We start from the raw sequence: 26,771 nt of genomic DNA on the forward strand, positions 1-26,771 counted from the left end.
TGAAGAGGATGTTGATGAAGTGTATTAAAGTAATCAGTGTAGTGGTATCGGTATTAGTCTTGACGCTTATCACATTGAAGTCACAAACAGGAAGAGCCGCCGAAGTAGGGGAACACATCTGGAAGACCGTAGATTTATCTAATAAATACAATACAAACGGAAGTGCTGTAAAAAAAGATTCGGGTGCGATATTTTATCGTTATACAGGACTAAAAACAAAGCCGTTAGGTCTGAATGCGGGAACGGGAAACATTATTACCAAGATTGAGTTCAAGAGAGATGGCCAAGTGGTTCGAACAATACCCGTGAATAGCCAGACCTATAATGAAGAAATACAATTTTCAGGAGATCCTGTTGAGTTTGTATCTAGTGAGAATACCGGAAATGGCGGATGGTTTGCTTGGCAAATGGGTAGCGGGGATACGAGTTGGAGAGCTTTTGGAGGTGATTATCATATAATAAGTAAATTAGGTAATCCTCCAAGTAGGCCTGGAACAAGTCCCCCAGCGGATGCGTATCCAAATGTATTTATTCGTATAAAAGAAGATGAATTTATTCGCAGTAAACCTTTTACGAATTCGTTGTATCCCAATATAACTAGTACAGCCTACATGGATAACACGAAATCTGTTCTGGATCAACTAATCCCTCAGAATACTACTAGCATGAATCAGCATGTGAAAATACTTTATTTAACAGATGTAGAGGCCAATCAAACTGATCACGGAAAGACAGATTTATCGACTAAGCTGGACAATTATCTACCCTACTCTATTAATGTTGCTGGTCAAGTGAGCTTGGATAGAGCAACGATTACTTACACACAAGAGCATGATAATGCAAAGTATTATCGAAAATTGAGCGCAGGTAATGCAGCTATGCTGTTTTACTACGCTGACTTTGAGTATATTTTTAAAACTTATAGCTACCGTTATCCTGATCAATATGTCGTATATATCAAAGGTACACCCGGACCAACCCCAACCCCTGGAAACTCCTCAGTAGAATGCACTGATCCTGTTCCAGGCCAGGAGATCCCCGGCGAATATCTGGATCCTGAGGTGGCTGCTGAGATACGAGCAGATCAGCGCGGGAATGAACAATTTGATGTTCTGCAGGGTATTCCAAGCTCTGAAAGCTTGTATGGCCATGTCTCGACGCAGAGTTATCTTTATCGAAATAGTTTTGTAGAGATGGAAGGTACTTGCACGTATAACATTAAAATTCAAAAAACATATACCCTAAAATGGGATCCTAGAAAACCGGCTCCCACAGGCACAGGGACTGTGCCCGCTCCGACAAGTGAACCGAAGGAAGTCGAATACTCTTACACTATTGAACGCCCTTATTCTTATTGGACTATAGATACACTGGAAGTTTACTCCCTAGCTCGGGCGTTATTGGTGAATGATGCTTTTTCTGGAGGACAGATTACTTTAGACCCTAACGGTTATATAGCCCCTGATTTTACAGCAGAAACCACGGGCAAGTATTATCCTCCTGATGCTCCGGATTCAATTACTGTTCCATCCACTGTTAAAGATGGAGGAACGACCCGGCCGGAACCAGACGATGAAACAGAGACTTTCCGGCCGAAAGCCGAGGAAGCCGCCAAGAAAATCAAAGTGCAAAATGATAACCTTGTCTTCACTGGGCAGACGATCATGAACGGGAATGAAGCTATAGAAATGGGTCTTCCGCCTACGACCATCCCGAACCCGCAGCCCATAGGTGAAAACGTACTGTACAGTCCGGGCAATATTATTGAGCCTACACATCTGAATGTTCCTAATCTTCCAAGCTCCGGGGAGGTAACCTACACACCAATGGATGGAAATATCAACGGTGGAACAGAGGAGAGGGTGCTTCCGATAAACGGAATTAATACTGTCACCGTGCACACACCGGTCGTCAACTACTCGCTTCTTCCAGACGATAACCGCCCATTCGATCAACGTATGACACCGGATATGACTAGGGCGGTGCTGATCTTGGATCGGCCATTCACCGTACACTTTACAGAGAGCGGCCAGCATCTCAATATCCCTGGGTACGGCAACCGGGATTATGCCAAATACACGAAAAATAAGCGGATTCAATTTCCTTTCGGTGTGTTTCAAAATGGCAATTATTACCCGGAGGATACTTGGATCTACATTCCTGTAGGGACGCCGTCCATGATCTTTAAGATGCCAACCTGGGTTGATGAAGGAAACTATACGGTTCAGACGCAGTCTTGGGCGATTAATGCTCCATCGGATGGTTCAGATCTTTGCGAAGTGAATCGGAACGGAGACTTATGGAATTACTGCGCATCGGAGAGCTTCAATGTGGGTGTGGTCGGTCGGCTGTTCAATTTCCGGATCTGGGACATTGGAGATTTCCGGTTTGAGAAGGTGTTTCGAACGGGTGTCGGGACATTTGAGCATAGCAACGCGATGTATTATACCGGCGGAAATGATGAGAATGGCATACCGACCGCTTTAAGTGGACAGCCACAGTGGCAGCTGCCGATCCGCAAGGGTTCTCACCCCACGGAGCAAAGGACGGTACCACATAACGGCTATTCCTTCCTGTTTGACTTCCGGACCATCGGGAACCTGTGGCAGCCGGGCGAGGGTATCCGGATCGAGCCAAGCTTCTATTTTATTCCGAAAAACGGAGGTACAGCGACACCTGTCGATCTGTACTATGATATTTCCGGTTCGAAGAATAAGATGATCGGCGTCGGCTCCCCAAAGGACAAGCTGAGCTACACCCGGACCTACCGCTTGGCGGATGGCTTGCGGAATATATCGAGTGGTGAATTATCGACGGCAGCTAGCTATGAATACAACTATATAATGACTCAAGCGGAGCGAAATAAGACGCCTTGGTTTAAGTTCTACAAACAGTATCTAAAGCGAAAAACCAAAATCGCTTACGGTTACGACATGGAAGTCCTGCCCTTTGAATCGCGAACTTTAGTCGGCCCGACCGACATCCCGAATGTAGTTAATCCAATCACAGCCGTCCGCAGCGTACAGCATTGGTACGGGGAGTATAACTTGCCGATTGCACCATATATCCTGCAAAAGGGAACAAACATCGTCACTCTGGCGAATCAATATGGAGGTGCATTAGATGGGCATGAGAAGGAGTTCATCACTGGTGGTTATATTCTGGTGAATTTCCAAATCTATACGACTAAAAATGGAGATGCAGACACTCGTATTTTAGGCTACAAGGCACCGATTGCTAACATGTGGGCGATTGAAGGCCAGATGAATGGGAGCACAGATGAAATGGGACAGACGTTCTCTTTTTCCTCTGGGGATATCATTCTGTTTGAATCAGATTTCTCGGTACGTAATGACTATCAGGGGCAGGGTAGATAGGGTTTGCAAAAAAAACTGATAAGAAAACCGGAGCTATAATAATGAACTTAAAAGATCTTATTGATCTGAAAAAAAGTATTTTTTAAGTTCATTTTTATATAAAAAACAATTACTTAAAGGAGAGGTTAAGAATGGCAGACAAAGTTACATTGAGTTACGAGGGATTGGCATCGCAGGCAAATACGGTTTTGAAACAAAAACAAGAGTACGATGCATTAATGAAAAAAATTATGACGACAGCAACGAATCTGAATAGTATTTGGGAGGATGCAGCAGCTAGAGATTTTGCCGAAAAGGTAAAAAGTATGCAGAAAACTTTCGATGCATTTGGCAAAGCGCTTGAGGATATTGGAACTCATATGAATAATGTATCTAAGAGTTATTCAGAACTTTCTAAAAATATTAAGAACTCTCAAAAAGGTTTCTAAGAATCTATCAATATACTTTCAACAACATGAGCCCCACTACATAAGAATGCAATTAGCTATGCAGAGTGCTGCATAGCTAATTTTATTAGAAGCAAGCAGGGGGAATCACATGGCGTCAACGAAGCTTACATTTAACGTAGAGGAAGTCGAGCGCCTGCAGACGAAAATAAGACAGGTAAGCCAGGACACCAATCGGTTGTATCTCCAGTTGAAAGGTCAAGCTAGTAACTGGAGTGGTATCCCATTAGGATCAAACCAGGTGCAGGCGCAGATAATCATCAACGAACTGACGGTAGAAGCGGAAAAACTGGAAGACATCATTCGAGGCGCAATAAAAGGTGTTCAAGGCGCACAGGATGAGAACAAGAGGCAGGCCAATCAACTTTTTCAACAGCTTGGTGTTCTTGGCGGTATGTTCGAAAGGTTTGGGGGCGGAAGTGCAATAGGGAAGTCTTCTATCCCGACGACGGCTCAGAAAGCAGTCACGAATCTGATCACCTCGGTTGCTACTCTGAGGGGTTGGGATGAGTTGAGTAGGGATCCTATGGTGCAGAAGCTCCAGGCAACTGTTAAAAATTCAGGACTGGGAACGATCGACTCCATAGCCGCGCAAAGTAAGCTGAAGGATATCTACCTAACGCGGGATCAGATCGCGAAGGCGCAAACCGCCTATAAGGTATATCAAACATTCGGGAACCAAGCGCAAATGGATGCAATGCATAAGCTGGCGGAAGACGCACGCAAGAAGCTGGAATCCATGGGAGTCGACGCGGTTCAGTACCAGGTGGGGAAAGATCTAAGCGGCTATTTCAAGCAGGCGGCGGTCAAGTCGTGTGATTATGATCCGTCGATTACCACCAAAAGTGTACCACTTATGGAGAATGAAAAATATGCATTTCTGCTACGAATGTCGATGGAGAAAGGCACGAAGGGGGACTGGGCGAAGCAACAATTGGCAATGATGAAGCCACAGTCTACGATAGGATCATATGACCCACATGATTTTGTTTCGGATGAGGATATCTTAAATCGGAACAATCCTGAAGTAATCAAGCGATTGCAAGGTACGTACTGGTTTGACCTATCGATAGAGGAACAGGATCGGAGATTTGCAGAGACAAAGGCCTATTATGAAAAACATGAGAAGGAGGTAGCGGACAAAAACCGTCTACTGGGAAGTGGCGTTGGAAATCAGACAATTGCCAATATTTTAGAGGGCGGAAGTAGTATTCTGACCCATGCCATCGATACGGCGTCGTTTGGAATGGCAGGAACGATCACCGATTGGATTGTAGGACCGAAACCGAAGGGTTATGTAGATCCTATGGACGATCCGTACGGGAAAAAGGCTGGGCAATTTGCAGGGCAACTAATCAGCATAGGACTACCGTTTAAGTATTTAAAAGCAGTAAAGACCCCAGGCATGCTAGGGAAATTCTCACCAACTTTATTGAAATCGATGGTATCGGGTGCAATCAGTGGTACGATAGGAGAAGCATTTGATACCATTAATGATTATCGGGATGATGGAAAGCAAAGCTTAGGAGAACGGATAGCTACGGTTGGAGTCAATACCGTAATTGCAGGTGCGGGAGATGTAGCGATCAGGGCGGGAAGCAAAGTACTTGCAAGTACGATGAAATTTGTAAGTGGGAAGCTGTCGAAGATAAAGGTACCCAATTTTGAAGAGATCAGAAAGAAAGTATTGGAGAACATTGGGGAAAGTAAAGCCGCCCGAGAAACCTCAAATTACGGCGAGTATTTAAAGAAAGAGAAGGAATTACTTAAAGAGATAGAGAAGAAAGGGGTTCTTGAGGGGACGGGTAAAGTTCAGTCAGGTGGGAAATCTGATATTTTTGACCCGGATGAATATTTAAGAAATCTTGATAAAGCCGATGAAATGTACGATACTTTTAGGAGTTCAACCACGGATGTAGCATCAATAACAAGAAATACTGGTATGAAGGATAGTAGGGTTCAGAGAATAAAGGAGCATTTGTTTATCAAAGAACATATAAAAGATCATGGTGTTGGGCGCTTTGATGCTGATTATGATATTGCTCAAGCTTGGGAACGACTACAAAAAGGGACGTACAATCAAAGTGATATAGATTTACTAAATCATGAATTGTTTGAGTCGAGATTCGAAGGAATCTTCAAAACAAATTATAGGACAGCACATGATAAAACTTTAGAATCAGGTCGTCCGTGGAATCCATAATAAGGAGGAGACATATATTGGCTTCATTCGTTTTGTTACTTAAGGAAATGGAAGATGAGGAAAAGGTTATTTATAAATTTGGTCCGAATGAGATTGTTATGGGGAGAATTGAATTAAATAAAATAACAAGGAAGTTTGCCGAATTAGACCCGATTCCTGACCCGAACATTTCAACAAAATTTTATTTCGATAGAGCAGCACAAAAGTTATCAGTTTGTTTCATTAGGGAAAATGGACATTTCCCCGATAGAACTACATTTGAATCTTAATGTTAATGAAAACCTTGATTGGCTTCGTGCCTTTCAAGGTTTTTTTCATTGGTGGGGCTACCCAGTGCCGAATGAACTTATCATCCACCCAATAACACAAATAACCCATGTAATACCTGTTTGAAGATTTCTCCCTTTCGGTTGTACGCACATAAGATGCTTTAATTTTATAACTTAATAACGCTATTCCGTTGCAATGAACAGGTTGATTATGGTCAGATATCACCATGATTAACCTGTTTTTTGTTATGTTCGCTTTCTTACGGTTTATTCAAATTTACTCGCAACTGTAGATTACCCTGTGGCGATAGTGAGGGAGAGGAAGACGCTATCGTACCTTTAAAGAAGGATAGCGCGACAACTATAGTAAAGGTGAAATGCAAAGAATAGGACTTTGACCGCAACTTAACTGACACTTGCAACGACGATTACGATGCAGAAAAGAAATCTGGTGACGACCAGTCAACATATACAGGTAAGGTAACTAATTTGTTATTCGATCACGTTTTGTGCGATGGATTTTTAACGGCAAGAGGCTCAAACTACCATAGACAGTCTCGAGGGATAACGATTTCCTGCTCTCCATACTCACTGACTACCGTTTTCCGACTCTTTCCGTGGAGACTGTTGGGTGTGAGCTTCGCCCTGACTTCATGCTTGCCATAGCCCAAATGAGTATCCATTTCGGTTTTTAACATCTCCTGAATCGTTTCGGTAAATAGATCCTTAAGGCATTCTGCTCATTTTTTACAGAAACCAAATTACTGTCCTTGATAAACTCCCGCAATTGTTGTTTTGTCCAAAGTCACATGTGTTTCCCCAACCCTTCTATTATTTTCATTTAAATGGTTTAAGAGTTTACACAATATATTTTAGAGACTTATTTGACAAGTAAGTACTTCGAAGAATTTCTAACAATGTTAATTAAATAATATAAAGCATCAGATACAAGAATCAACCTGTTTTTTTACTATCTACTTATTCTTACAGCAGTCATTAGAATCAAAAAATATAAGAAAGGATTTAGAGTAAAATAATGGGAAGTCAAGCCGATATATAGGTTAGGTGTGCGACTCCAAATGCTTAAGTTTTTAAAGATGAAGTAGTACATAAAGACCTGTGGGGTCGAAAAAAGTAGTGCATTGGATGGTCTAAGTGTAAGAACTGGAGGTCATAGATGGCATTGGGCAAAATGGTATTTAAAGAAGATGAAGTCGAACGCCTGCAGACAAAAATCAGACTGGTAAGCCAAGATACCAACCGGCTGTACTTGCAGCTGAGAGGTCAGACCAATAACTGGGGTGGGATTCCGCTGGGTCCAGATTTGGTACGAGCTCAGACGCTTATCAACGAACTGACGGTAGAAGCGGAAAAACTGGAAGACATCATTCGAGGCGCAATAAAAGGTGTTCAAGGCGCACAGGATGAGAACAAGAGGCAGGCCAATCAACTTTTTCAACAGCTCGGTGTTCTTGGCGGTATGTTCGAAAGGTTTGGGGGCGGAAGTGCAATAGGGAATTCTTCTATCCCGACGACGGCTCAGAAAGCAGTCACGAATCTGATCACCTCGGTTGCTACTCTGATGGGTTGGGATGAGTTGAAGAGGGATCCTATGGTGCAGAAACTCCAAGCAACTGTTAAAAATTCAGGACTGGGAACGATCGACTCCATAGCCGCGCAAAGCAAGCTGAAGGATATCTACCTGGCGCGGGATCAGATCGCGAAGGCGCAAACCGCCTATAAGGTATATCAAGCGTTTGGAAATCAGACTCAAATGGACGCAATGCATAAGCTAGCGGAAGACGCACGCAAGAAGCTGGAATCCTTGGGTATAGACGAGGTCCAGTACCAGGCGGGTAAGGATCTAAGCACTTATTTTAAGAAACCAGTGGTTAAGGCATGTGATTATGATCCGTCTATCACTAGTAGAAGCGTACCACTAGTTCAGAATGAAGCGTATCAGTTGCTACTACGGACGGCAATGGAAAAAGGGGAGAAGGGAGCCTGGGCAAAAGGCCAACTGGAAGGCATTCAAACCACCATGGAACAGATGATTGCTACTGGAGTAAGTCTGGGTGTACACGTGATGACAAACCAAGGTGGAAAGGCTTGGGGAGATGTTATAAAATTGACTTCATCAGTCGCCCAACTGGATTCCTATAATCTGTTTAGAAAGAATAAAACGGAGGATCAAGCAAAACCCGAGGATTCTAAAAATGCCTTTTATAAATCGATAGACAGTTTTAAAGAGATTGGAACGGGTTTTGTAGGTACATTAAGAACTCGTGCGGATAAGGCCACAGACTCCCCCTATGACTTTTTCAACTGGTTAACATTAGGGATAACAGGAGATATCCCGGTCGGGATATATGAGGCAGCCAAAGATCGATCAGAGCATATGTTTGATTCAAAGGAGAAGTTCGCGGATTGGTTAACACTTGGAACAGTGGAGATGGCGAAAGGAGCATTTAATCCAGACGAAGCATGGTCAGCGGATCATTGGCTCAACAGTCTGGGAATGGTAACTCTGTTGTATGGTCCGGTAGAAAAATCTTTATTATCCACAGAAGGCGGATTGCTAAAGCCAAAGATTCCAAAAGAAATAGATCTAGTGCAAGAGACTATTGATTTTAAATTATGGGAAGAAATGCCTGTTAGTGGACAAAATAAATTAACCACTGATGGATTAAGAATTATGAGTATCAGAGACATAAAGAAGTTTAAAAGCGAAATGAATTTAAATAATATAAAAGTTATTATGGATAAGAAGGGAACTATTCTACCTGAAAAGGCTGTGGGAGGTTTCAATCCAAATACTGGACAGATCGTATTAAGACCTGATGCTTCTTACTTAAGTGTAGTTCATGAATCTTATCACGCTAAGCACTTTGGAGAACTTGGAAAAGAAAATTATATGAAATTATCGACTTTAGAAAAGGAAGAGTATGTTTATAGAGAAATTATGAAAAATAAAGGTGAATTTAGTATTGAAGAAATATATGAAGCACAAAGATATATATTCAAACTAAGGAACGGACAATGGCCTTTATCGAATTGGAAAGGATTTGATGATTAATGCAAGAAAGAATAAATACTAATCTAACAGCTAACCAAGCTTTGAAGATAGCCCGAGATTATAAGGATAAGTTTAAACTGTATGGAGTTATACATGATGATATAGAAAAGTCTGTTAGATTTTATAATGAGTTTTATAGAATTAAGGGTTGTGTGTGGCTTGTTTTGGCGGATATAACTCCTAAAGATTATGAAGGTGATGACGAAATTACTTTCGTTGTTTCTGATGAAGACGGTGCTGTTGATCATGTGCTAGATCATAACGGGATACCTCAACGTTATCATATACCAAGCAATAGAAATTATAGCGATGAAGAGTTTGAAGCTATCTTTGATGAAGATCATGATGAGTAAAAGAGTCTAAACTCGAGGGGAATCAATCATTTGCCGACTCAATCCATCATTCAAACAATGACACATATATCTCATATATTACCTATATAAAGATTTTTACTATTTTGTTTGTACGCACGGCAATGCTTAGGTTTATAACTTAAATAACGCAATAGCGTTACGTCTAGCAGGTCGATTATGGTTAGATACCACCATAGTCAACCTGTTTTTTTATGTTCGTTTTCTTGCGGATTCTTCGAATTTATCCCAATTGTAGATTACCCTACAGTGATTTTTTAGAAAGAATAAAACGGAGGATCAAGCAAAACCCGAGGATTCTAAAAAATGCCTTTTATAAATCGATAGACAGTTTTAAAGAGATTGGAACGGGTTTTGTAGGTACATTAAGAACTCGTGCGGATAAGGCCACAGACTCCCCCTATGACTTTTTCAACTGGTTAACATTAGGGATAACAGGAGATATCCCGGTCGGGATATATGAGGCAGCCAAAGATCGATCAGAGCATATGTTTGATTCAAAGGAGAAGTTTGCGGATTGGTTAACACTTGGAACAGTGGAGATGGCGAAAGGAGCATTTAATCCAGACGAAGCATGGTCAGCGGATCATTGGCTCAACAGTCTGGGAATGGTAACTCTGTTGTATGGTCCGGTAGAAAAATCTTTGCTTCCTACAGGAGGCGGAGGTCTAAAGCCTCCAAAAGGTTTAGATTCTGTAAAAGGTTTTGAGGTACAAAAACCGTTGCCGGCATTCAGCACAAATGAAGGTTTTCAATTCAAGATAAATAATCTAGATGTAGATACCCCGGCACTTCCACAGACTCCGATGCAAATCAATTTTAAGAATGAAATGGACCGGATATTAAGAGAGAAGCTGGAAGGGAAGAGTGAGAGTAATCATTCAATAAAGGATGTAGAAGTGAAGGCGGTTGAGGGGGCGGGTAAGGTGCTGATGTAACAAAAGGGTATGACGTAACACCAAAGTATAGTTCTTATAAAGAGAGATTAGACCGTACACCAAAGAATAATGGTACATGGGAAGCAGAAAGAGGAGAGTCTAAGTTTGTCTCTGAGAAACCTGAAGTTAAAGAGTATCTGGATGAAGCAGGTGTTGATGGAGTAGAATATAAGAATGCAATTCCGAATTTTTCCCTTTTACCAAGGGCGAGGTTAAAATCCCTAATATGACTAATGATAGAAGAAAGAATTTTGCTAATGCTGATGAGACACTGGCTAATCAATGGTCGACTCCTGAGAAAAAATGGACTGCTGATGATGTAGCAGATTGGCGAGATGACAACAATTACACTTGGCATGAACTAAATGATCTTGAGAGTATGCAACTTGTACCAGGCAAAATTAATGGAACGTTTAATCACTTGGGTGGAGTAGGAGAACATAATATTAAAGAAAAGTTAGGAGAATGGCATAATGGCTAGCCTTAACCATGAATTATTCGGTGGAATTTCATACGATTTATACTGGAGTGGAAAGCAGAAGGTAAAGATCTTTGGACAAGAGAGAATTGTTATTTTAAGTATTGATGGAAACGAAGAAGGTGAATTTCAAGATGCTCAAAAAGAAGCGTATATTAATTTTGTTGGCAATATGGAAAATATGATAACGAAAATAGAGGATGCTATCTTTGACTATTATCAAGAAGTTTATATGGAGTATAGAGATATGGTAGGAGAGGATGAAGCTGATAAGATTGCACCAATTATAGAGAATAAAGAAGAAATGGGCAAATTAGTTGAACCCACTCAATTGACTATAAGAAGAGTACGTAAGAATGGAATTAGAAGAATTGGTTTGCTTTTTAATTGTACTTGGGAAATAGAGCATGGGCTTGCCGTGAAAATTGAGGATGAAGAAATAGTTGAGGTAGGCTTCCAAGATATAGTTCTATAATCTGAAGTCGGGGGCAACCAGTAACACGCTTAACCCCTGTAATACCCGTATAAAGATTTCTTCAATTCGCTTGTACGTACAGTAATGCTTGAAAAGTATAATCTATTTAACGCTAAAGCGTTACATAAAACAGGTCGATTATGGTCAGATACAACCATGATTGACCTGTTTTTTGTTACCTTTGTTATCTGCGTTTTTTTCAAAATTACTCGCAACTGTAAAATGTGATACTGAGAAAGAAAAAAACGCACCTTTCAAGATGGATAGCACGACAACTATAGTAAAGGTGAAATGCAAAGAATAGGACTTTATCCGCAACTTAACTGACCCTTGTAACGATGTTTAGGGTGTACGAAAGCAATCTGGTGACGACCAGTCAACATATACAGGTAAGGTAACTAATTTGTTCTTCGATCCCGTTTTGTGCGATGGATACTTCTTAACGACAATAGGCTCAAACTACCATGGACAGTCTCGAGGGATAACGATTTCCTGCTCTACTCACTGACTACCGTTTTCCGACTCTTTCCGTTGAGACTGTTTGGTGTGAGTTTCGCCCTGTCTTCATGCTTGCCATAGCCCAAATGAGTATCCATTTCGGCTTCTAACATCTCCTGAATCGTTTCGGTAGATAGATCCTTTAAGGCATTCTGCTCATCTTTTGCAGAAACTAAATTACTCTCCTTGATAAACTCTCGCAATTGTGTTTTGTCCAAAGTCACATGTGTTTCCCCAACCCTTCACCTGTTTTTTTGCTATCTACTTATTCTTACAGCAGTGATTAGAATTAAAGAAATTAAAAGAAAGGATTTAAAGTAAAATAATGGGAAGTAAAGCCGATATATAGGTTAGGTATGCGCTCCAAATACTTAAGTTTTTAAAGATGAAGTAGTACATAAAGACCTGTGGGGTCGAAGGAAGTATTGCATTGGATGGTCTAAATGTAAGAACTGGAGGTCATAAATGGCATTGGACAAAATGGTATTTAAAGAAGATGAAGTCGAACGCCTGCAGACAAAAATCAAACTGGTAAGCCAAGATACCAACCGGCTTTACTTGCAGCTGAGAGGTCAGACCAATAACTGGGGTGGTATTCCGCTGGGTTCAGATTTGATACGAGCTCAGACACTTATCAATGAACTGACGGTAGAAGCTGAAAAGCTTGAAGATATTATTCGTCTTGCAGTAAAAGGTGTTCAAGGTGCACAGGATGAGAACAAGAGGCAGGCTAATCAACTTTTTCAGCAGCTTGGTACTCTTGGAGGGATGTTCGGAAAACTTGGGGGAGGCAGTGCAAGTGGACAGTTTCCGATCCCAACGTATGCCCAGAAGATAGTCACGAAACTGATCACCTCGGTTGCTGCTTTAATGGGACGGGATGAGTTGAATAGCGATCCTTTGGTGCAGAAACTCCAAACAACGGTTAAGAATTCCGGACTGGGAACGATCGACTCTATTGCAGCCCATAGCAAGCTGAAGGATATCTACCAGGCACGGGATCAAATCGCAAAAGCGCAGACCGCATATAAAGTATATCAAGCGTTTGGAAACAAGACTCAAATGGACGCAATGCATAAGCTGGCGGAAGACGCACGCCAAAAGCTGAAATATCTAGGCATAGACGAAGTCCATTACAAAGCAGGTAAGGATCTAAGCGGTTATTTCAAGAAGCCAGTGGTTAAGGCGTGTGATTATGATCCGTCGATTACTACCAGCAGCGTACCATTAGTTCAGAATGAATCGTATATGCTAATGCTCCGAATGGCGATGGAACCAGGAGATCAGGGAGCCTGGGCTAAGCGCCAACTCGTAGGGGAACGACTGAATATTCCGCCGATGAAGCTTCCAGATGGGACACCGATTACCGCATATAACAATAAAAATGAGATAACACTCAACTATTTTAATGCGCATGTATTAAAACCTAACGAGACCAATTCGTTATCGGCATATTATTCGTGGTTGGAATCAACCTACGGAATGACCGAATGGCGGAAAAAAGTAGTACAAGCGGATGCGGTTACGCGGGCATTTGTAGGATCTCTTATCGAGGAAACCGTTATGGGTGTAGTGGATACAGTGACGTTTACATTCCATTTTGTCATAGACCCGGAGAAGACGACACAGGAAATGGCAGATACAGCATCTTATATCATGCAACATCCAGAAGTATTGGCAGAAGCAGCGAAGAAGATGTATCATAACTTTAATGAGGGAACGCCGGAGGAAAAGGCTTCCATGCTGGGTGCAGCTGCTTCTGTATTGGTACCGGGGCTATCTGTGACTAAGGGTACAAAGGTAGGAAAAGTGGCCGATGGGGTACAAGATTTTGCCACTAAAGCGATGGAAGGCGTGAAAGACCTTAATAAAGTCCTTCAGAATTCCGGTCACTTGGCTGAACTCCCGAGATTCAAGCCATTTTTAAGCACGCCAGAAGGTGTGCCTTTGAGTGTAGGAAAGATCCCCATGGATTCGAATTCACTGCCCAAAACATTTGTGCAGGAGCATTATATAAATGAGATGAATGGGTTTGGGGATGTGAAAGGTGGTAAGATTGAGGGGACGGGTAAAGCAAATAAAGCAAATCTAAAAAATATAGATGACTTTATAAATGGGAATAAGAATTTTAATGAAGTAATTGAAGATTATGCAAAAATATACAAAGAACAAGTTGATTCAAACAAACCTTGGTCTTGGGATGATACTATCCCTGGTGGGGATAGCTTGTCTGCTGCTCAAAAAAGAAAGATAAAAGAAATGGCAGTAGCAAATAGACATATTCCTGAAATAAAGGTTACAAAAGTTGATGGAATGAGATATGGATTTGCTGATTTTGCCGGTGCAGGTGTAGTTAAAGAAACTGTTCAGCTACCAGAAAAATCTTGGAAGTTATCGGATAAAGAACAGTTTAAGTGGTTAGATGAGCAGATAGGTGGCACAAGAAAAGGAATGACGTGGCATCATACGGAAATCCCTGGTAAAATGGAACTTGTTCCATTTGGTATTCACAATATTACACCTCACAATGGTGGGCGGACGGCAGGTATGTGGGCTGACGCTCCGAGATAATATTTTTTAGGAGGTAGAGACATGGAAGTTAAGGATGAAACTATAATATATCCATTGCCGGATGATGTTCTGCTGACTGAAAAAGAAAACAAGTGGAGAATTAAATTACCGGATGAATATAAAGAATTTATAAAAAAATTTAATGGTGCTTCTCCTGTAAAAGATAGTTTTATGTGTAACAACCATAGTTATGCAATTGATAGATTTTTAAGTATCTTGAAGGTAACTGGGGAGAGGGATGATGAATTCTACGATATAGGAGTAGTTAGAACTCAGTTAGATGAGAGAATTGTTTCAGACGAAAACTTAGTAGGTACTGAGTTATTACCAATAGCTGTTCTATTTGCAGGTGACTTTGTGTGTTTAGACTATAGAAATACTGATAAAATACAGCCATCTGTTTGCGTTTGGAATCATGAAGAATCTTCAGATTTAGACCCTGTAACTTATTTTACAAGTAACAGCTTTGATGAGTTTCTAAATATGTTAACCGAATGAGTCTTGCAAAATTTTGTTTACGCCTTTTTGCTTCCATTCAAGGGTGGGGGCTACCCAGTGCCGAATGAATTCTTTATTCAACCAGTAACACAATTAAGCTAAGTAATACCCGTATAAAGATTTCGTCATTTCGTTTGTACGCACAGTAATGCTTGAAAGGTATAACCTAATTAAGCTAGAGCCTTACATAGAACAGGTCTATTATGGTCAGATACCCCCATGATTGACTTGTTTTTTTATATTCATTTTCCAGTGTCACAGCTTGCGGACCCATCCAATATCCCTCCCTAGTAAAGATTTCAAGAGGAGTAAAGCACCCCCAAAAGGGCTTTACTCCTTTTTAACATCTAGTCTAAGCTATGTTATTATTACATTATATTTTCCTATAAATAACAAAATATAAAGTTTGGAGGTTTATGAATGAGAAGTAAGCGTAACTTGATAATGCTGTTATTGTTTGCTTTGACGATTATACTTTCAGCCTGTAATGATAAAAAAGCTGCGATATTGTCCATGGATGAAGTACGGGATCTAGCTCAGCAAGGCGAGGCGTTGTCGTGGGAGGATTTTAAAGGGTATCCCTTTGAAGACGTCGGTTCAGGTTTGTACATCCGCAAATATGAAATCAATGATGACTACCATGTATTAGTTGGTGGCGGAAGTGTTGATGCAGCTCCTCTGTATATAAATCTTGTCAAAAGAAACGGAGAAAAAATCGATATCCGTTATGATGACATCGATCATTTTATCTTCAATTAAATGATGGGCTTTTAGGTTATTCAAATCTTATTCCGTTAGACATTTCGTCCAAGCGTTCCCAATCGAGCACGACAATTTCTTGCTTAACTTTATATAAGATCTCCGTGTCGGTGAGCCGCTGAATGACACGGTTTAAATGGCGGGGAGTAGTCCCAATTAACGAAGCTATATCTGGGATATAGGGTGTCTGAATTTCTTTTCCAAACTCCCGCTCGAGCTTAATCGTTAATAAATAACTTGCAAGTCGTTCCTCGACAGCGCCTAGTAAGTTCGTTCGTGATGCGGATGTGCAGGTTAGAAGCTTGTAAGAAAGATGTTTCAGCAATAAGTCTTTAAAGCTATGGTTGTCCATTAGGTCAGACTCAATCTTTTGTTTCGGGATAAATAAGAGAGAGGTTTGTTGTACCGCTTCCACTTGGGATTGGACCACAACCTCCTGCACGTATTCAATGTCCCCGAATAATGACAAGGGTGAGCAGAACCGTAATAACAAGGATTTTCCCGTTCCCACACTAGAAGAGACCTTAGTACGCCCCTCCACTTGAAAATAAATTCCGTCCAGCTCATCGCCCTCATGCAAAATGATTTCATTCTGCTCATAGACACGTAACTGAATTAAAGCATGTTTTGATGTCGTGAATACTTGATTTAGATTAAATTGTGTAATGTAATGTGCTATAAGATTTGGATCCTGAATAGTTTTCATTGCGTACTCCTTTTTGGACATCGGTCCTTTCTATTATATACGAACTCGTTATTATAGAGAAAAAGGGGAGGATATAGACGATGAAATTTATTTTTGATTTAGATGGAACCATATGTTTTAGCGGCAAACCTTTGAGTAAACGAATCGTACAAGTCTTGGATACTCTAATTGAAAAAGGACATGAGGTTATTTTTGCGTCAGCCCGGCCTATTCGTGATTTATTGCCTGTGTTGCCTGCACATATGCACCATTTTTCAATGGTTGGCGGGAATGGTGCATTTATTGCAAAAGGCGGAGAGGTTATTTCGACGATACATTTTGACGCGCAAACTTCGGACATCCTCTTGAAATTAATAGAAGAGTTTAATGCAGCTTATTTGATTGACAGTCACTGGGATTATTCATATTCGGGTTCTGATGATCATCCCATTCGGAGAAATGTAGATCCAGAACAACTTGCCAAAAATGTAAATCCATCTGAGCTAGATGAGCTTGTGAAGATAGTTATTTTGAATAGCCTAAACGGAGAACAGTTATTAGATCAGCTACATAAACTACCTGTTGTGATTTATAGACATGGTCAAGAGGACATTATAGATATTAGCCCTAAAGGCATAAATAAATGGACAGGATTACAACAATTAGGCGTAGAAATGCAGCGATTTATTGCTTTTGGTAACGATGCTAACGACATAGAAATGTTTAGACATTCCGCTCATTCGGTTTGTGTTGGAGAACACACAGAGCTTGGTGAATTGGCAATGGAAAAGGTGAGCAACGAAGAGGAGCAAATTGTTAGAAAAATACTGGAGCTAATGAGTGGGCTGCGGATCGCTTAGTCCATCAACTGATGATCTTGGTCACCTTTCGGTGCAGCACATACAGGGAAGCTATAGTTGAAATCCAAAAAACCTGCCGATTAAATCGACAGGTTTGTTAAGTAATATAGATGAGGTTAGATAAGTTCTTGGCGGCGATGTAAATAACGATATAACACACAACCGGATATTGCACATATCGCCGCACATAATCCGATAAAACCATAGCCAGCTTGAAGTCCGCGTAGCAAGCCTGTTTGTGACTCCGTATCGTAAAGCCGCTTTACACCTTCGATCACTGCCCCTATAGCATAGTTGCCGATTACGCTACCTACTCCCATTAAAGTGACTGTAAATGTGATGGCGGTGTCGCTGCCATGTGGATATCTTTTGGCGATAAAAGCCATAACCGTGGGATAAATCATCGCAATCCCGATTCCTGCAGCGGCAAATAGAAATGCGAGCTTTTCTCCACCCAAAATTGCGGCAAACGTACACAGGGCAGAGAAGGCTGAAAAGATGATAAGCGATAGGTTAAATCCAATCTTATCAGTAACGGGTCCGAGTAGGAGTCTTGCTAACGAGAAGCAGAGAAAGAAGGTAGACAGCATCCCGGATGCAGTAACCGTATCCCACAGGTATGCTTTTTCAAGGAAGTTTACGAGCCATCCGCCTACAGCAAGCTCCGACACTACCCCGAAGGAAAGGATTAGGACCATGAGCCATAGAGCAGGATCACGAACGAGCGTTTTTAAAGGGATTCGGTCCTCATGCGGAAGATCATCACCCGGAAACGTACTCCGTAAGGCAAATACAATAGGCAGTAAAGAAAGGCTAAGCATTATTAGATACATTCCGCGCCAATCCAGAGTATGACCGAATACACTTACCGTCATCAGCCCTGTTGCCAGTAGGGGAGCTAACGTGGAACTGAATCCGTAAAAGAAATGGGATAAGTTCATCATGGTCCCGGTATTTTTAACGAAGATACGTGCTCCCAGAATGGCAAGTCCAATCTCAAGCATTCCGTTTCCGATATACATCAGGAAGTATGAAGCCGAGAAGAGGGGATAGCTATGTGAGATGTAAATTAGAACGCCAGAGAATATCATGGATGCGAAAGCAATAATACTGACAGCCTTGATCCCCCACTTCCGAACCAATACAGCTGTAAAGGAACAGGCGATCAAATAACCCAGTGCGTTTAGGGATAAAAGGGTGCCCAGCTGCTTTTCGTCGAGACTGAAGTCAAACTGAATTCTTGGAATGGCTGGCCCTTTAATATTTTCTGATATCCCAAACACAATAAAACCCAAGAAGATCGTTGCCAATTGCATGGCATAAACCTTGTTAAATCCTCCAAAACGCTTTTTCAACTTGAGAACCTCCGGAATCGGGTATCTTTATTGCTCGGTGTCTCTGTAGTACTCTTCTTTAAGCTTTTCCCAGTGTTGTTTATCGTCCTCTGTAATTTCTCTTAGCACTCTGCAAGGATTTCCCACCGCAATTACATTGTCAGGGATATCTTTTGTCACGACTGAACCTGCGCCGATGATTACATTGTTGCCGATATTTACCCCAGGATTGATTACGGCATTTCCGCCAACCCAGACATTGTTTCCAATGGTAATCGGTGTACCGAATTCGAGCAGACTAATTCGAACGTCCGCATCGATGGGGTGGCCAGCGGTATATACACTTACTCTAGGTCCAAAGAGAACATTCTCACCTATTGTTACGTTTGCTACGTCCAGGATAATGCAGTCGAAATTGGCGTAAAAGTTATTTCCGACGGTAATATTGCTGCCATAATCGCAGCGGAAAGGTGGCTCAATATGCAACGATTCACCTGTAGACTCGAATAATTGCTTAAGTAATTCTACTCTATATTCGCCTTGTTCTTCCGTCGTATTGTTAAATAAACGAGTGAGCATTCTGGATCTTTTACTGTCTCTAGCTAATTCTTCTCCACCAGCCATGTAAAGCTTTCCTGCAATCATATTCTCTTTGTTTGTTGCCATTCGTAATTCCTCCTGAAGTTCTTGTTGGTTTACCGGCGCTTTTCAACCAGCTGCAACGAATAGGTCAAGCTTTCCAGCGTGATCGCAATTAATCCGTTCATGTAATAATCATCAGGGTGATCCAGCACAATTAGATGAGGCATATGCTCTTCTGGAATGAACGCCAGACAACTTTGATAGATAAGTGGCACATCCTCTTGTTTAACTTGTTCGCCTGTGAGTGCTATCGTTTCAGGGTTAATAACTGCTGTCAATGAGGCGATGGTATGCGCTGCCAAGGGGATAAACGTTTCCGTCTGCCCCAAACGGATAAATTGCTCCTCACGTGACATTCCAAACGGTAAAAAGGAGACTTCACCCGCGAATCTAGTATTGCCTTTGTGGATATGCCCGTCGATCATCATCCCTGCACCTGGAAAGGCTCCTTTGATAAAGGTCAACACGACGATGGTTTTATCCTCTTCGTAATCCTGCTGCTTATAGAATCCGTAAACGGTTAGATTCATATCATTTTCGACTGTGACTTCAACCTCATATTTCTCTCTGAGGAGTGACTCTAAGGGAGCATGAATTAAAGTCTTGATATCACAAATATTAATGACACCACGGTGAGCCAGTCCCGGGATTCCAATGCCAACGGCTTTGATGTTGTTATAGGCTTGAATTAGTGTGCCTACTAAATGATCAACGGTTGTAGCGTCAATACTCTCAGCCTTGATATATCCATCATCTACACGCTCGCCAACGGAATTCGTTACGGCATAGGTTAAGGATTGTTGGCCATCTTCAATTTTGGCATAGATGCATGCGATGTAGGAGAAATCGACATTATAGATGAATCTTCGGGCCGGCCGACCTCCATTCGAAGCCTCCAGCTCCGTCTCAATGACTTCACCTGTCTCCATAAGCTCATTCAGAATATTTCCGCAAGTGGCAACACTTAACCCGGTGGCGGTAGCAATCGTTGATTTGGTTCCTTCTTTCATCGATTTCAAGGCTTGCTTGATGAGCTCCTGATTTATCTTTTTAACACGAATAGAATTGTTTGCGATTTGGTTTATTTTATTCACCTCTAGACTTTTGAAAATAGTTATTAAAAGTATTATCAATACTATAACTTGGTGTTTCACAAATGTCTATATTAGTTGAACTTAAGATTTATCTATTAAGGTAATTGCGTGACTGCGTTGCACTTCCGGCCGCTGTTGTCCCCAGATTTCTTGATTATATACCGTGCTTCACGGTTGAAATCCGGTGACAAAGGCGGGCGCTATCGCTCCTACAGTTCCAAACTTCCCCTCCGCTACACTTCCATTTAGAATGTTTTTAAGTTCAAAATGTCTAGCCAATGATTTTATAATAAAAAATCGTCGCTTGTAATGCACCATTTGCTGATATTGCATAGCTCGGTATACGTCCAGCTTGTATGTAATCCATTGAAGTATAAAGGAGATTGGAAGGGTCGCCTTCTCTTGTATCAAGCACTAATAACGATCGTTCTTCCTGCTTAGCTCTTTCTTCGGCTTTTTCCATAAGAGAACGAGCAATACCATTACGGCGATAATTAGGGTGTGTCATTAGCTTTGCGATTTCGGCTCGATGCGTTCCGTTTGCTTTTGTACATAAATGTAGTTGTACACTTCCCACGATAATATCATTCATTCTTGCGACAAAAAGAATCACATCGGGCGCCAAAACATTGTGCCAATATAATGTAGCAGCTGATGGATCTAGCGGTGGTAAGAAACCAACGGAGGCTCCATCCTTCACCACCAGTGTCAGAAGCTTTGAAAGCTCATCTATTGATTCTTCAATCGTTAGTAATTGTTCGATGCTCACTTTGCTAACCATATAAATTCCTCCAGCACTTATAAGTTTAAAAATATAGCGAAATCATAACTGAATACATATAATTTGTATAACGAATTTTATAGATCGTAATCATTAATATTTTGAATCATAGAGGGTGTTATCCATGGACTTATCTCAATTAGAAGCTTTTTTGGCGGTATGCAGAATTCGAAATTTCACCAAGGCCTCAGAGCATCTACATATCTCCCAGTCCGCCGTTACCGCAAGAATAAAAGCTTTAGAAAACTCCGTGGGCAAGGTGCTCCTTACACGTGATAACCGGAATGTTAGCTTAACGCAGGCAGGGATATCTTTTGTTCCCTATGCTGAGCGGATGCTTCGTTTGTTTGAAGAGAGTAAGGTGACTCTATCCGAAGAACTGGAGAACTATATCATTTTGAGTGGACCCGGGTCCGTATGGCATTATTATTACCTGCAGCATATTCTTTCATTTAGACGTGATCATCCCAAGGTAGCCATCAAATTCCTAAGTTATATTGATTCTAGCTATATGATACGTGATCTTTTGCTGGACGGAATAGTCCAGGTTGCTATTAAATATGACCCGCCGGAACATCCTAAGGTGACCAGACATCTCCTGTTTGAAGATGAGATTATTCTGGTCTCCACACAATTAAGAGAAACGCCTGTAAGCAGGGAGGATTTTTTTCAGCGGGAGTATTGTCATTTAGAGTGGGGAGGTCCGTTTCCGGAATGGTTTACTAGTATCGTTGGAACGGGCTATGTGCCTATACTTCAAACTGATCACTCGATGATTATGCTGGACATGCTGCTACTAGGAGCAGGCTTTGGATTTCTACCACGATCTATAGCCCAACCTTATCTCGATCAGCTAAAGCTATTTCAACTTCAATGTGAGTTAGACACGCCGATTATCAAAGCTTACGCTCTTTATTTAACTGAGAATGCAGAAGATATTCGTGTACGGCTTGGGCTGGAGATGCTTGGGGTGGATAGGATAAAAGAGTAGATAGACGCCTACCTATGTGCCGATTATACTGAGTAACGTCAGCAAAGTATGAAGGGTCTGGAATTAGTTTACAGGCGGGAATTTGCGAGATTTTGGTGAGATCAGCAGGGTAGAATAGTAGAATTACTCGCAAAGAGAGGAGCCTGAAGGTTGAGGACGAAGAAATACCGTGGATTAGTCGGGATGGGGTTGTTTTTTATTCTTGCCTTTTCCCTATTAGTAAGTATAAATTCCCCAACGATTCAGGTCCTTGATACCCCGGTGGCAAAGCATGGCGTACTGGATTTATCAGGATGGGATTTTGAAAAGCAGGGACTAGTTGATCTGGACGGAGAATGGGAGTTTTATGAAAATGAATTACTGAGTCCATCTGAGATTCAGCCCAAAATAGATAAGCAATCTACCTATTTAACGGTCCCAGGCACATGGAAAGGTAAGATTATAGAAGGTGGGATGGACCGCAAAGGTGCGGGCACCTACAGACTCAAAGTGCTGGTCAAAGATTCGGATGAGATTCTTGGTTTGAAAATAAGAAGTATCCGTATGTCTCAAAAGTTATTTATCAATGGGAAGCAAGAGGGAGAGAGCGGGGTTCCATCAACGGACAGTGAGTTCTTTAAGCCAGGAAATACGCCGTATACGGTTTTTTTTCATTCCAATACCCCAGAGATAGAAATTGTATTACAAGTGTCTAACTTCAACTTTATTACGGGAGGGATCGTGAATTCAATCCCGCTGGGCGTCCATGCGGATATTACCAAAGTGAACAGTATTCAGATCGGCTCAGATATTGGAATTATTTTGATACTGGGCATGTTTGGGGCATACCATCTCAGCTTCTTTTTCGTGGGGCGTAGAGAAAAAGCATACTTACTCAGCGGTTTATATTTGCTAATTCTCTCATTGAATAATTCACTATATGGCGAGAAAATATTTCAGCAGCTACTACCCAGGGTACCTTTTGAACAAGTTTACAAGTTGTTGGAAATTAGCCAGTTTATCGGCGCAATTATCATTATTATGTTTTACTGCTCGGTTGAGTCCCGGTTAATGTCAAGTAAGAGGATGAGGCTCGTATTATCTCCATTTGTCCTTTATCTGGCTTCGGTTTTGGTGCTCCCGTATGGTGTACATATTCGTGCGAAATATTTGTTTGTAGCCTATCTTGGAATCGTTATGCTAGTGATCATCGTAAGAATGATCTATTTATATCTTCGCAGTCAGAGCGAAACGACGGATCGCAAAGAATTGTTTCTGTTCATTGGCGGGGCGATCTCGCTCCTGATTTTTTTCTTTGATGTAAGTCTTTATTCTGAAAATGTTCTACAGACTGATTTGGTGGGTAAATTCGGAGTGATTGGTTTTATTGTGTTCTTCAACATTATGTTAGCTGTACGATTCTCCAACACGTATGACAAGACGGAAACGCTGTCCCGCCAGTTGCTAATCTCGAACCAGCTTAAAGATGAATTTCTAATGAACACCTCTCATGAGATCAAGACTCCGCTGCATGGCATTATGAATATGACATCGTTTTTATTAGAAGACGGGGAAGATAATCTGTATCCTATACAGAAACAGAATCTTTGGTTAATTAAGGACACTTCTACTAAGCTGTCTATGCTCATTCAGGATTTGATTGATGTGAGTCTTTTGAAGCATGGTGAGTTAAGATTGCAGCAGACAGTGGTTGATCTAAGGGTGGCTTCACAGATTGTATTTGATGTACTTCAGTTCGAACTAGCAGGAAAGTCCGTTGTATTAGATAACCAAGTGGAACCTAATATTTGGGTTCTGGCAGATGATAGTCGATTAAGACAAGTCATGTACAATCTGGTTCACAATGCAATTAAGCATACAGATAAAGGAATCATTAAGATCACGGCCAGTGTAGCAGGGAATACAGTATCTGTCACAGTGGAGGATACGGGAACTGGAATAGCTTCAGATCTGCAAACAGCCATATTCGAATATTTTGAGCAAGTCGATAAACCGCTGCCACAAGATGGTTACACTGGAATGGGAATTGGCTTGTACATTAGCAGGAAACTGATCGAGCGGATGGGTGGTGAGATTTGGGTAGATTGGTCCGAGATCGGCCATGGCACTCGAATGATCTTCACCTTGCCCAAAATAGAGCGGATTCCAGGCTATCATGAAGTAGCTGCTACGGGCGTGGAGCAACATGCGCAATTTGAGCATACCTCGCTTGATATTATGGATCAGAGTGGTGGTTATACGATCTTAATCGTGGATGATGAAGCATCTAATATCCATATTCTACTGAACATTCTAAGACGGCATCGTTACAATGTAATTACGGCGTTTTCGGCGAATGAAGCGATGGACAAAATGAAGCAATACCCCAATGTGGATCTAGTGATATTGGATGTCATGATGCCGGAAATTTCAGGCATTGAGTTGTGCCGAACCTTGCGATTGCATTACTCCATTCTGAATTTACCTATTCTGTTTGCTACAGTTAAGGACGCGCCAACGGATATTGCATTAGGTTTCCGAGCAGGGGCGAATGATTATATCACGAAGCCCTTTGATGGAGAGACGCTGATTGCGAGAATCCATACGCTGATTGCGATGAAAACATCGATTCAGGAAGCTATACGAAATGAGTATGCTTTTCATCAGGCCCAAATTAAGCCTCATTTTCTGTATAACGCACTGAGCAGCGTGATCTCTTTCTGCTATACAGATGGCGAGAAAGCCGCCTATTTGTTATCTATGCTAAGCCAATACATTCGTTATATTCTCGATATGGATCGTTCCACTTTAGTGGTTCCTTTGCACCGGGAGTTAGAGCTGATTCAAGCCTACGTGGAGATTGAAAAGGCTCGTTTTGGAGAGCGGTTCGATTTTATTTTCCGTATGGATGAGGGTCTGCGTTCTGTTGAAATCCCATCCTTATGTATTCAGCCATTTGTCGAAAATGCGATCAGACATGGACTGTTTGAAAAAGAGGGTCAGGGCAGAGTTTCGCTCACCGTTCAAGCTGGAGGGAACTACATGAAAGTTATCATCGAAGATGATGGTGTGGGAATACCAGATGATCTGTTATATCAATTAACCGGAAACGAGCAGTTGGATGGCAGTATCGGTATCCATAACATTCGAAAGCGCATAGGCGCTATACCCGGAGCCACTTTAACGATTCATTCTGACCTTGGGTATGGGACCAAAGTGACGATGTATTTACCAGTAAGCCTTGGGGGCATGGGGGGAGACACAAGATGATTCGTGTAGTGATTGTTGAAGATGAGAAACCGATTTTGAATTTGATGAAGGTACTGATCAGCCGCAATTCAGATTATCTCATTAGTGGGACCTTTTCAAATCCATTGGAGGCACTGGAGTGCATACCTGAGCTACAGCCAGACGTCGTGTTTATAGATGTCGAAATGCCAAAAATGAACGGCATTGAGCTGGCGAGCAGAATTCAGAAGCTGATGCATCCACCGGAAATTGTATTTACAACCGCCTATAAAAATTATGCACTCGAAGCGTTCGAGGTAAGTGCGCTAGATTATATTCTCAAGCCGATAACACCCGAAGCGATCAGCAGGGTTACTGAACGACTTGTTAAACGGATGAGACCTGCGGTGAGACTAGATTCCAAGAAAATGGGTCCGATGATCCGCTGTTTCGGTGGGTTTGAAGTCTGCGATTCAGAAGGCAAGCCTATTCATTTTCGCACACGCAGAGCGGAGGAATTATTCGCTTATTTCTTATGTAATGCAGGTCGTTATATCAGCAAATGGAAAGTGATAGATTTATTATGGCCTGATATGCAGGATGAGAGAGGGGCATCCAATTTGTATAATACGATATACCTCTTGAAAAAAATGCTGAAAGAAAAAGGCTTCGGCATGGAAATCCGCAAAATGAATGATGGATATATGCTGGAGACGGGAAATGAAAGTTATGATGCGCTTGATTATCAAAGATTTCATTTAGAAATGGTTGATGGGAAGCAAAACACTGCGCAAATGGAGCGTCTTTGTTTCTTATATCAGGGGCCCTTGCTGGATGGAAAGCCCTATCTGTGGAAGATTTCACTGGAGGAAGTTTATGCTAAGTATTATACAAACTGGACGCGTATCCTAATTGACAATGATTGTGCCTCACAGGACTGGCCTAAAGCAGAGCAACGGTTAGAAAAGTTCTTAAGCTTATATCCTTTACATGAAGAGATGAACCAGCAAATGATTGTTATTTATGCCAAACTTGGAAATAAAGAAAAGATCACAAGACTCTATGAGAGATTCGAGACGGCTTATCGTTCGGAGCTGGGAATGGTTCCTTCAGCGGAGTTTAAAACGCATGTAGCTGCATATCTGGCCTAATTTTATATGAAAAGAGTTCAGCAGAGGGAGAAATCTCTCTGTTTTTTATTTCTAAGAGTAGCTAACT

20 protein-coding genes and 3 pseudogenes are annotated in these 26,771 nt (G+C 41.6%); 16 read left to right on the plus strand and 7 right to left on the minus strand.

Annotation, left to right across the window (positions count from 1 at the left end; genetic code table 11):
- Positions 1-14 precede the first annotated feature (14 nt).
- The 4 genes from MHB64_RS09050 (at position 15) to MHB64_RS09065 (ending at position 6,295) form a co-directional block, all read left to right on the plus strand.
- On the plus strand, positions 15-3,377 hold the full coding sequence (locus MHB64_RS09050) for a DUF5704 domain-containing protein (protein ID WP_341134194.1): 3,363 nt from the start codon (positions 15-17) through the stop codon (positions 3,375-3,377).
- Positions 3,378-3,508: 131 nt separating this feature from the next.
- Positions 3,509-3,805: a WXG100 family type VII secretion target gene (locus MHB64_RS09055; protein ID WP_094874805.1), complete on the plus strand. Its 297-nt coding sequence runs from the start codon at positions 3,509-3,511 to the stop codon at positions 3,803-3,805.
- Between the two features lie 109 nt (positions 3,806-3,914).
- Positions 3,915-6,026, plus strand: coding sequence for a hypothetical protein (locus tag MHB64_RS09060; RefSeq protein ID WP_341134195.1), 2,112 nt, complete (start codon positions 3,915-3,917; stop codon positions 6,024-6,026).
- 17 nt (positions 6,027-6,043) lie between these two features.
- Positions 6,044-6,295, plus strand: coding sequence for a hypothetical protein (locus tag MHB64_RS09065; protein ID WP_076284165.1), 252 nt, complete (start codon positions 6,044-6,046; stop codon positions 6,293-6,295).
- Between the two features lie 554 nt (positions 6,296-6,849).
- On the opposite strand, the pseudogene MHB64_RS33885 reads toward MHB64_RS09065, so the two are convergent.
- Positions 6,850-7,082 (minus strand): annotated as a pseudogene (locus MHB64_RS33885) (transposase); the annotation flags it as partial.
- 390 nt (positions 7,083-7,472) lie between these two features.
- Between MHB64_RS33885 and MHB64_RS09075 the strand changes: the two are divergent.
- The 5 genes and pseudogenes from MHB64_RS09075 to MHB64_RS09095 all read left to right on the plus strand — a co-directional run bounded on the left by MHB64_RS09075 (position 7,473) and on the right by MHB64_RS09095 (position 11,633).
- Positions 7,473-9,371: a zincin-like metallopeptidase toxin domain-containing protein gene (locus MHB64_RS09075; RefSeq protein WP_341134197.1), complete on the plus strand. Its 1,899-nt coding sequence runs from the start codon at positions 7,473-7,475 to the stop codon at positions 9,369-9,371.
- Positions 9,371-9,724 (plus strand): hypothetical protein, encoded by a 354-nt coding sequence (locus MHB64_RS09080; protein WP_094874828.1) that lies wholly within the window; start codon positions 9,371-9,373, stop codon positions 9,722-9,724. Before MHB64_RS09075 ends, MHB64_RS09080 begins: the two co-directional genes overlap by 1 nt.
- Positions 9,725-10,230: 506 nt before the next feature.
- Complete coding sequence (locus tag MHB64_RS09085; protein ID WP_341134198.1) at positions 10,231-10,680, plus strand: hypothetical protein; 450 nt, start codon at positions 10,231-10,233, stop codon at positions 10,678-10,680.
- A 199-nt stretch (positions 10,681-10,879) separates the two neighbouring features.
- Positions 10,880-11,161 (plus strand): annotated as a pseudogene (locus MHB64_RS09090) (HNH endonuclease); the annotation flags it as partial.
- Complete coding sequence (locus MHB64_RS09095; RefSeq protein ID WP_094879041.1) at positions 11,154-11,633, plus strand: DUF6985 domain-containing protein; 480 nt, start codon at positions 11,154-11,156, stop codon at positions 11,631-11,633. The pseudogene MHB64_RS09090 and the gene MHB64_RS09095, both read left to right, overlap by 8 nt.
- A 390-nt stretch (positions 11,634-12,023) precedes the next feature.
- On the opposite strand, the pseudogene MHB64_RS09100 reads toward MHB64_RS09095, so the two are convergent.
- A pseudogene (locus tag MHB64_RS09100) lies at positions 12,024-12,355 on the minus strand (transposase); the annotation flags it as partial.
- 241 nt (positions 12,356-12,596) lie between these two features.
- Between MHB64_RS09100 and MHB64_RS09105 the strand changes: the two are divergent.
- From MHB64_RS09105 to MHB64_RS09115, 3 genes are all read left to right on the plus strand, one after another.
- On the plus strand, positions 12,597-14,702 hold the full coding sequence (locus tag MHB64_RS09105; RefSeq protein WP_341134199.1) for an HNH endonuclease signature motif containing protein: 2,106 nt from the start codon (positions 12,597-12,599) through the stop codon (positions 14,700-14,702).
- A gap of 21 nt (positions 14,703-14,723) precedes the next feature.
- Positions 14,724-15,200, plus strand: a complete 477-nt coding sequence (locus MHB64_RS09110) for an SMI1/KNR4 family protein (RefSeq protein WP_094879051.1) — start codon at positions 14,724-14,726, stop codon at positions 15,198-15,200.
- A 420-nt stretch (positions 15,201-15,620) separates the two neighbouring features.
- Entirely contained in the window at positions 15,621-15,959 is a 339-nt protein-coding gene (locus MHB64_RS09115) for a hypothetical protein (protein WP_341134200.1), read from the plus strand.
- Positions 15,960-15,975: 16 nt separating this feature from the next.
- Here the strand turns inward: MHB64_RS09115 and MHB64_RS09120 are convergent, their stop codons facing one another.
- A complete protein-coding gene (locus MHB64_RS09120; RefSeq protein WP_341134201.1) occupies positions 15,976-16,665 on the minus strand; it encodes a Crp/Fnr family transcriptional regulator in 690 nt (229 codons plus the stop codon).
- Between the two features lie 80 nt (positions 16,666-16,745).
- Between MHB64_RS09120 and MHB64_RS09125 the strand changes: the two genes are divergently transcribed.
- Entirely contained in the window at positions 16,746-17,504 is a 759-nt protein-coding gene (locus MHB64_RS09125; RefSeq protein WP_341134202.1) for an HAD family hydrolase, read from the plus strand.
- Positions 17,505-17,620: 116 nt separating this feature from the next.
- On the opposite strand, the gene MHB64_RS09130 is transcribed toward MHB64_RS09125, so the two are convergent.
- The 4 genes from MHB64_RS09130 to MHB64_RS09145 all read right to left on the minus strand — a co-directional run bounded on the left by MHB64_RS09130 (position 17,621) and on the right by MHB64_RS09145 (position 21,355).
- Complete coding sequence (locus MHB64_RS09130) at positions 17,621-18,820, minus strand: MFS transporter (protein ID WP_341136060.1); 1,200 nt, start codon at positions 18,818-18,820, stop codon at positions 17,621-17,623.
- A gap of 66 nt (positions 18,821-18,886) precedes the next feature.
- Positions 18,887-19,504 carry a sugar O-acetyltransferase gene (locus tag MHB64_RS09135; protein ID WP_341134203.1) on the minus strand — a complete coding sequence of 206 codons (618 nt, stop codon included), beginning with the start codon at positions 19,502-19,504 and terminating at the stop codon, positions 18,887-18,889.
- A gap of 29 nt (positions 19,505-19,533) precedes the next feature.
- On the minus strand, positions 19,534-20,574 hold the full coding sequence (locus MHB64_RS09140) for an ROK family protein (protein WP_341134204.1): 1,041 nt from the start codon (positions 20,572-20,574) through the stop codon (positions 19,534-19,536).
- A gap of 271 nt (positions 20,575-20,845) precedes the next feature.
- Positions 20,846-21,355, minus strand: a complete 510-nt coding sequence (locus MHB64_RS09145) for a GNAT family N-acetyltransferase (RefSeq protein ID WP_341134205.1) — start codon at positions 21,353-21,355, stop codon at positions 20,846-20,848.
- 124 nt (positions 21,356-21,479) lie between these two features.
- Here MHB64_RS09145 and MHB64_RS09150 point away from each other — a divergent pair, with 124 nt between their 5' ends.
- From MHB64_RS09150 to MHB64_RS09160, 3 genes are all read left to right on the plus strand, one after another.
- Positions 21,480-22,346, plus strand: a complete 867-nt coding sequence (locus MHB64_RS09150) for a LysR family transcriptional regulator (protein WP_341134206.1) — start codon at positions 21,480-21,482, stop codon at positions 22,344-22,346.
- A gap of 183 nt (positions 22,347-22,529) precedes the next feature.
- Complete coding sequence (locus tag MHB64_RS09155; RefSeq protein ID WP_445671632.1) at positions 22,530-25,595, plus strand: ATP-binding protein; 3,066 nt, start codon at positions 22,530-22,532, stop codon at positions 25,593-25,595.
- The gene (locus MHB64_RS09160) at positions 25,592-26,704 is read left to right on the plus strand and encodes a response regulator (protein WP_094874452.1); all 1,113 of its coding nucleotides are present in this window, start codon (positions 25,592-25,594) and stop codon (positions 26,702-26,704) included. The genes MHB64_RS09155 and MHB64_RS09160 overlap by 4 nt, the downstream gene beginning before the upstream one ends.
- The last annotated feature ends 67 nt before the right edge of the window (positions 26,705-26,771 follow it).

The organism is Paenibacillus sp. FSL K6-2859 (genome assembly GCF_038008265.1).
GTDB classification, from domain to species: Bacteria; Bacillota; Bacilli; order Paenibacillales; family Paenibacillaceae; genus Paenibacillus_AQ; species Paenibacillus_AQ nitricinens.

Excerpts from the sequence above, each read along its gene's own strand:
- MHB64_RS09050 (WP_341134194.1), top strand. The coding sequence starts at position 15 with ATGAAGTGTATTAAAGTAATCAGTGTAGTGGTATCGGTATTAGTCTTG.
- MHB64_RS09055 (WP_094874805.1), top strand. The coding sequence starts at position 3,509 with ATGGCAGACAAAGTTACATTGAGTTACGAGGGATTGGCATCGCAGGCA.
- MHB64_RS09060 (WP_341134195.1), top strand. The coding sequence starts at position 3,915 with ATGGCGTCAACGAAGCTTACATTTAACGTAGAGGAAGTCGAGCGCCTG.
- MHB64_RS09075 (WP_341134197.1), top strand. The coding sequence starts at position 7,473 with ATGGCATTGGGCAAAATGGTATTTAAAGAAGATGAAGTCGAACGCCTG.
- MHB64_RS09080 (WP_094874828.1), top strand. The coding sequence starts at position 9,371 with ATGCAAGAAAGAATAAATACTAATCTAACAGCTAACCAAGCTTTGAAG.
- MHB64_RS09085 (WP_341134198.1), top strand. The coding sequence starts at position 10,231 with ATGTTTGATTCAAAGGAGAAGTTTGCGGATTGGTTAACACTTGGAACA.
- MHB64_RS09095 (WP_094879041.1), top strand. The coding sequence starts at position 11,154 with ATGGCTAGCCTTAACCATGAATTATTCGGTGGAATTTCATACGATTTA.
- MHB64_RS09105 (WP_341134199.1), top strand. The coding sequence starts at position 12,597 with ATGGCATTGGACAAAATGGTATTTAAAGAAGATGAAGTCGAACGCCTG.
- MHB64_RS09110 (WP_094879051.1), top strand. The coding sequence starts at position 14,724 with ATGGAAGTTAAGGATGAAACTATAATATATCCATTGCCGGATGATGTT.
- MHB64_RS09115 (WP_341134200.1), top strand. The coding sequence starts at position 15,621 with ATGAGAAGTAAGCGTAACTTGATAATGCTGTTATTGTTTGCTTTGACG.
- MHB64_RS09120 (WP_341134201.1), bottom strand. The coding sequence starts at position 16,665 with ATGAAAACTATTCAGGATCCAAATCTTATAGCACATTACATTACACAA.
- MHB64_RS09125 (WP_341134202.1), top strand. The coding sequence starts at position 16,746 with ATGAAATTTATTTTTGATTTAGATGGAACCATATGTTTTAGCGGCAAA.
- MHB64_RS09130 (WP_341136060.1), bottom strand. The coding sequence starts at position 18,820 with ATGCAATTGGCAACGATCTTCTTGGGTTTTATTGTGTTTGGGATATCA.
- MHB64_RS09135 (WP_341134203.1), bottom strand. The coding sequence starts at position 19,504 with ATGGCAACAAACAAAGAGAATATGATTGCAGGAAAGCTTTACATGGCT.
- MHB64_RS09145 (WP_341134205.1), bottom strand. The coding sequence starts at position 21,355 with ATGGTTAGCAAAGTGAGCATCGAACAATTACTAACGATTGAAGAATCA.
- MHB64_RS09150 (WP_341134206.1), top strand. The coding sequence starts at position 21,480 with ATGGACTTATCTCAATTAGAAGCTTTTTTGGCGGTATGCAGAATTCGA.
- MHB64_RS09155 (WP_445671632.1), top strand. The coding sequence starts at position 22,530 with ATGGGGTTGTTTTTTATTCTTGCCTTTTCCCTATTAGTAAGTATAAAT.
- MHB64_RS09160 (WP_094874452.1), top strand. The coding sequence starts at position 25,592 with ATGATTCGTGTAGTGATTGTTGAAGATGAGAAACCGATTTTGAATTTG.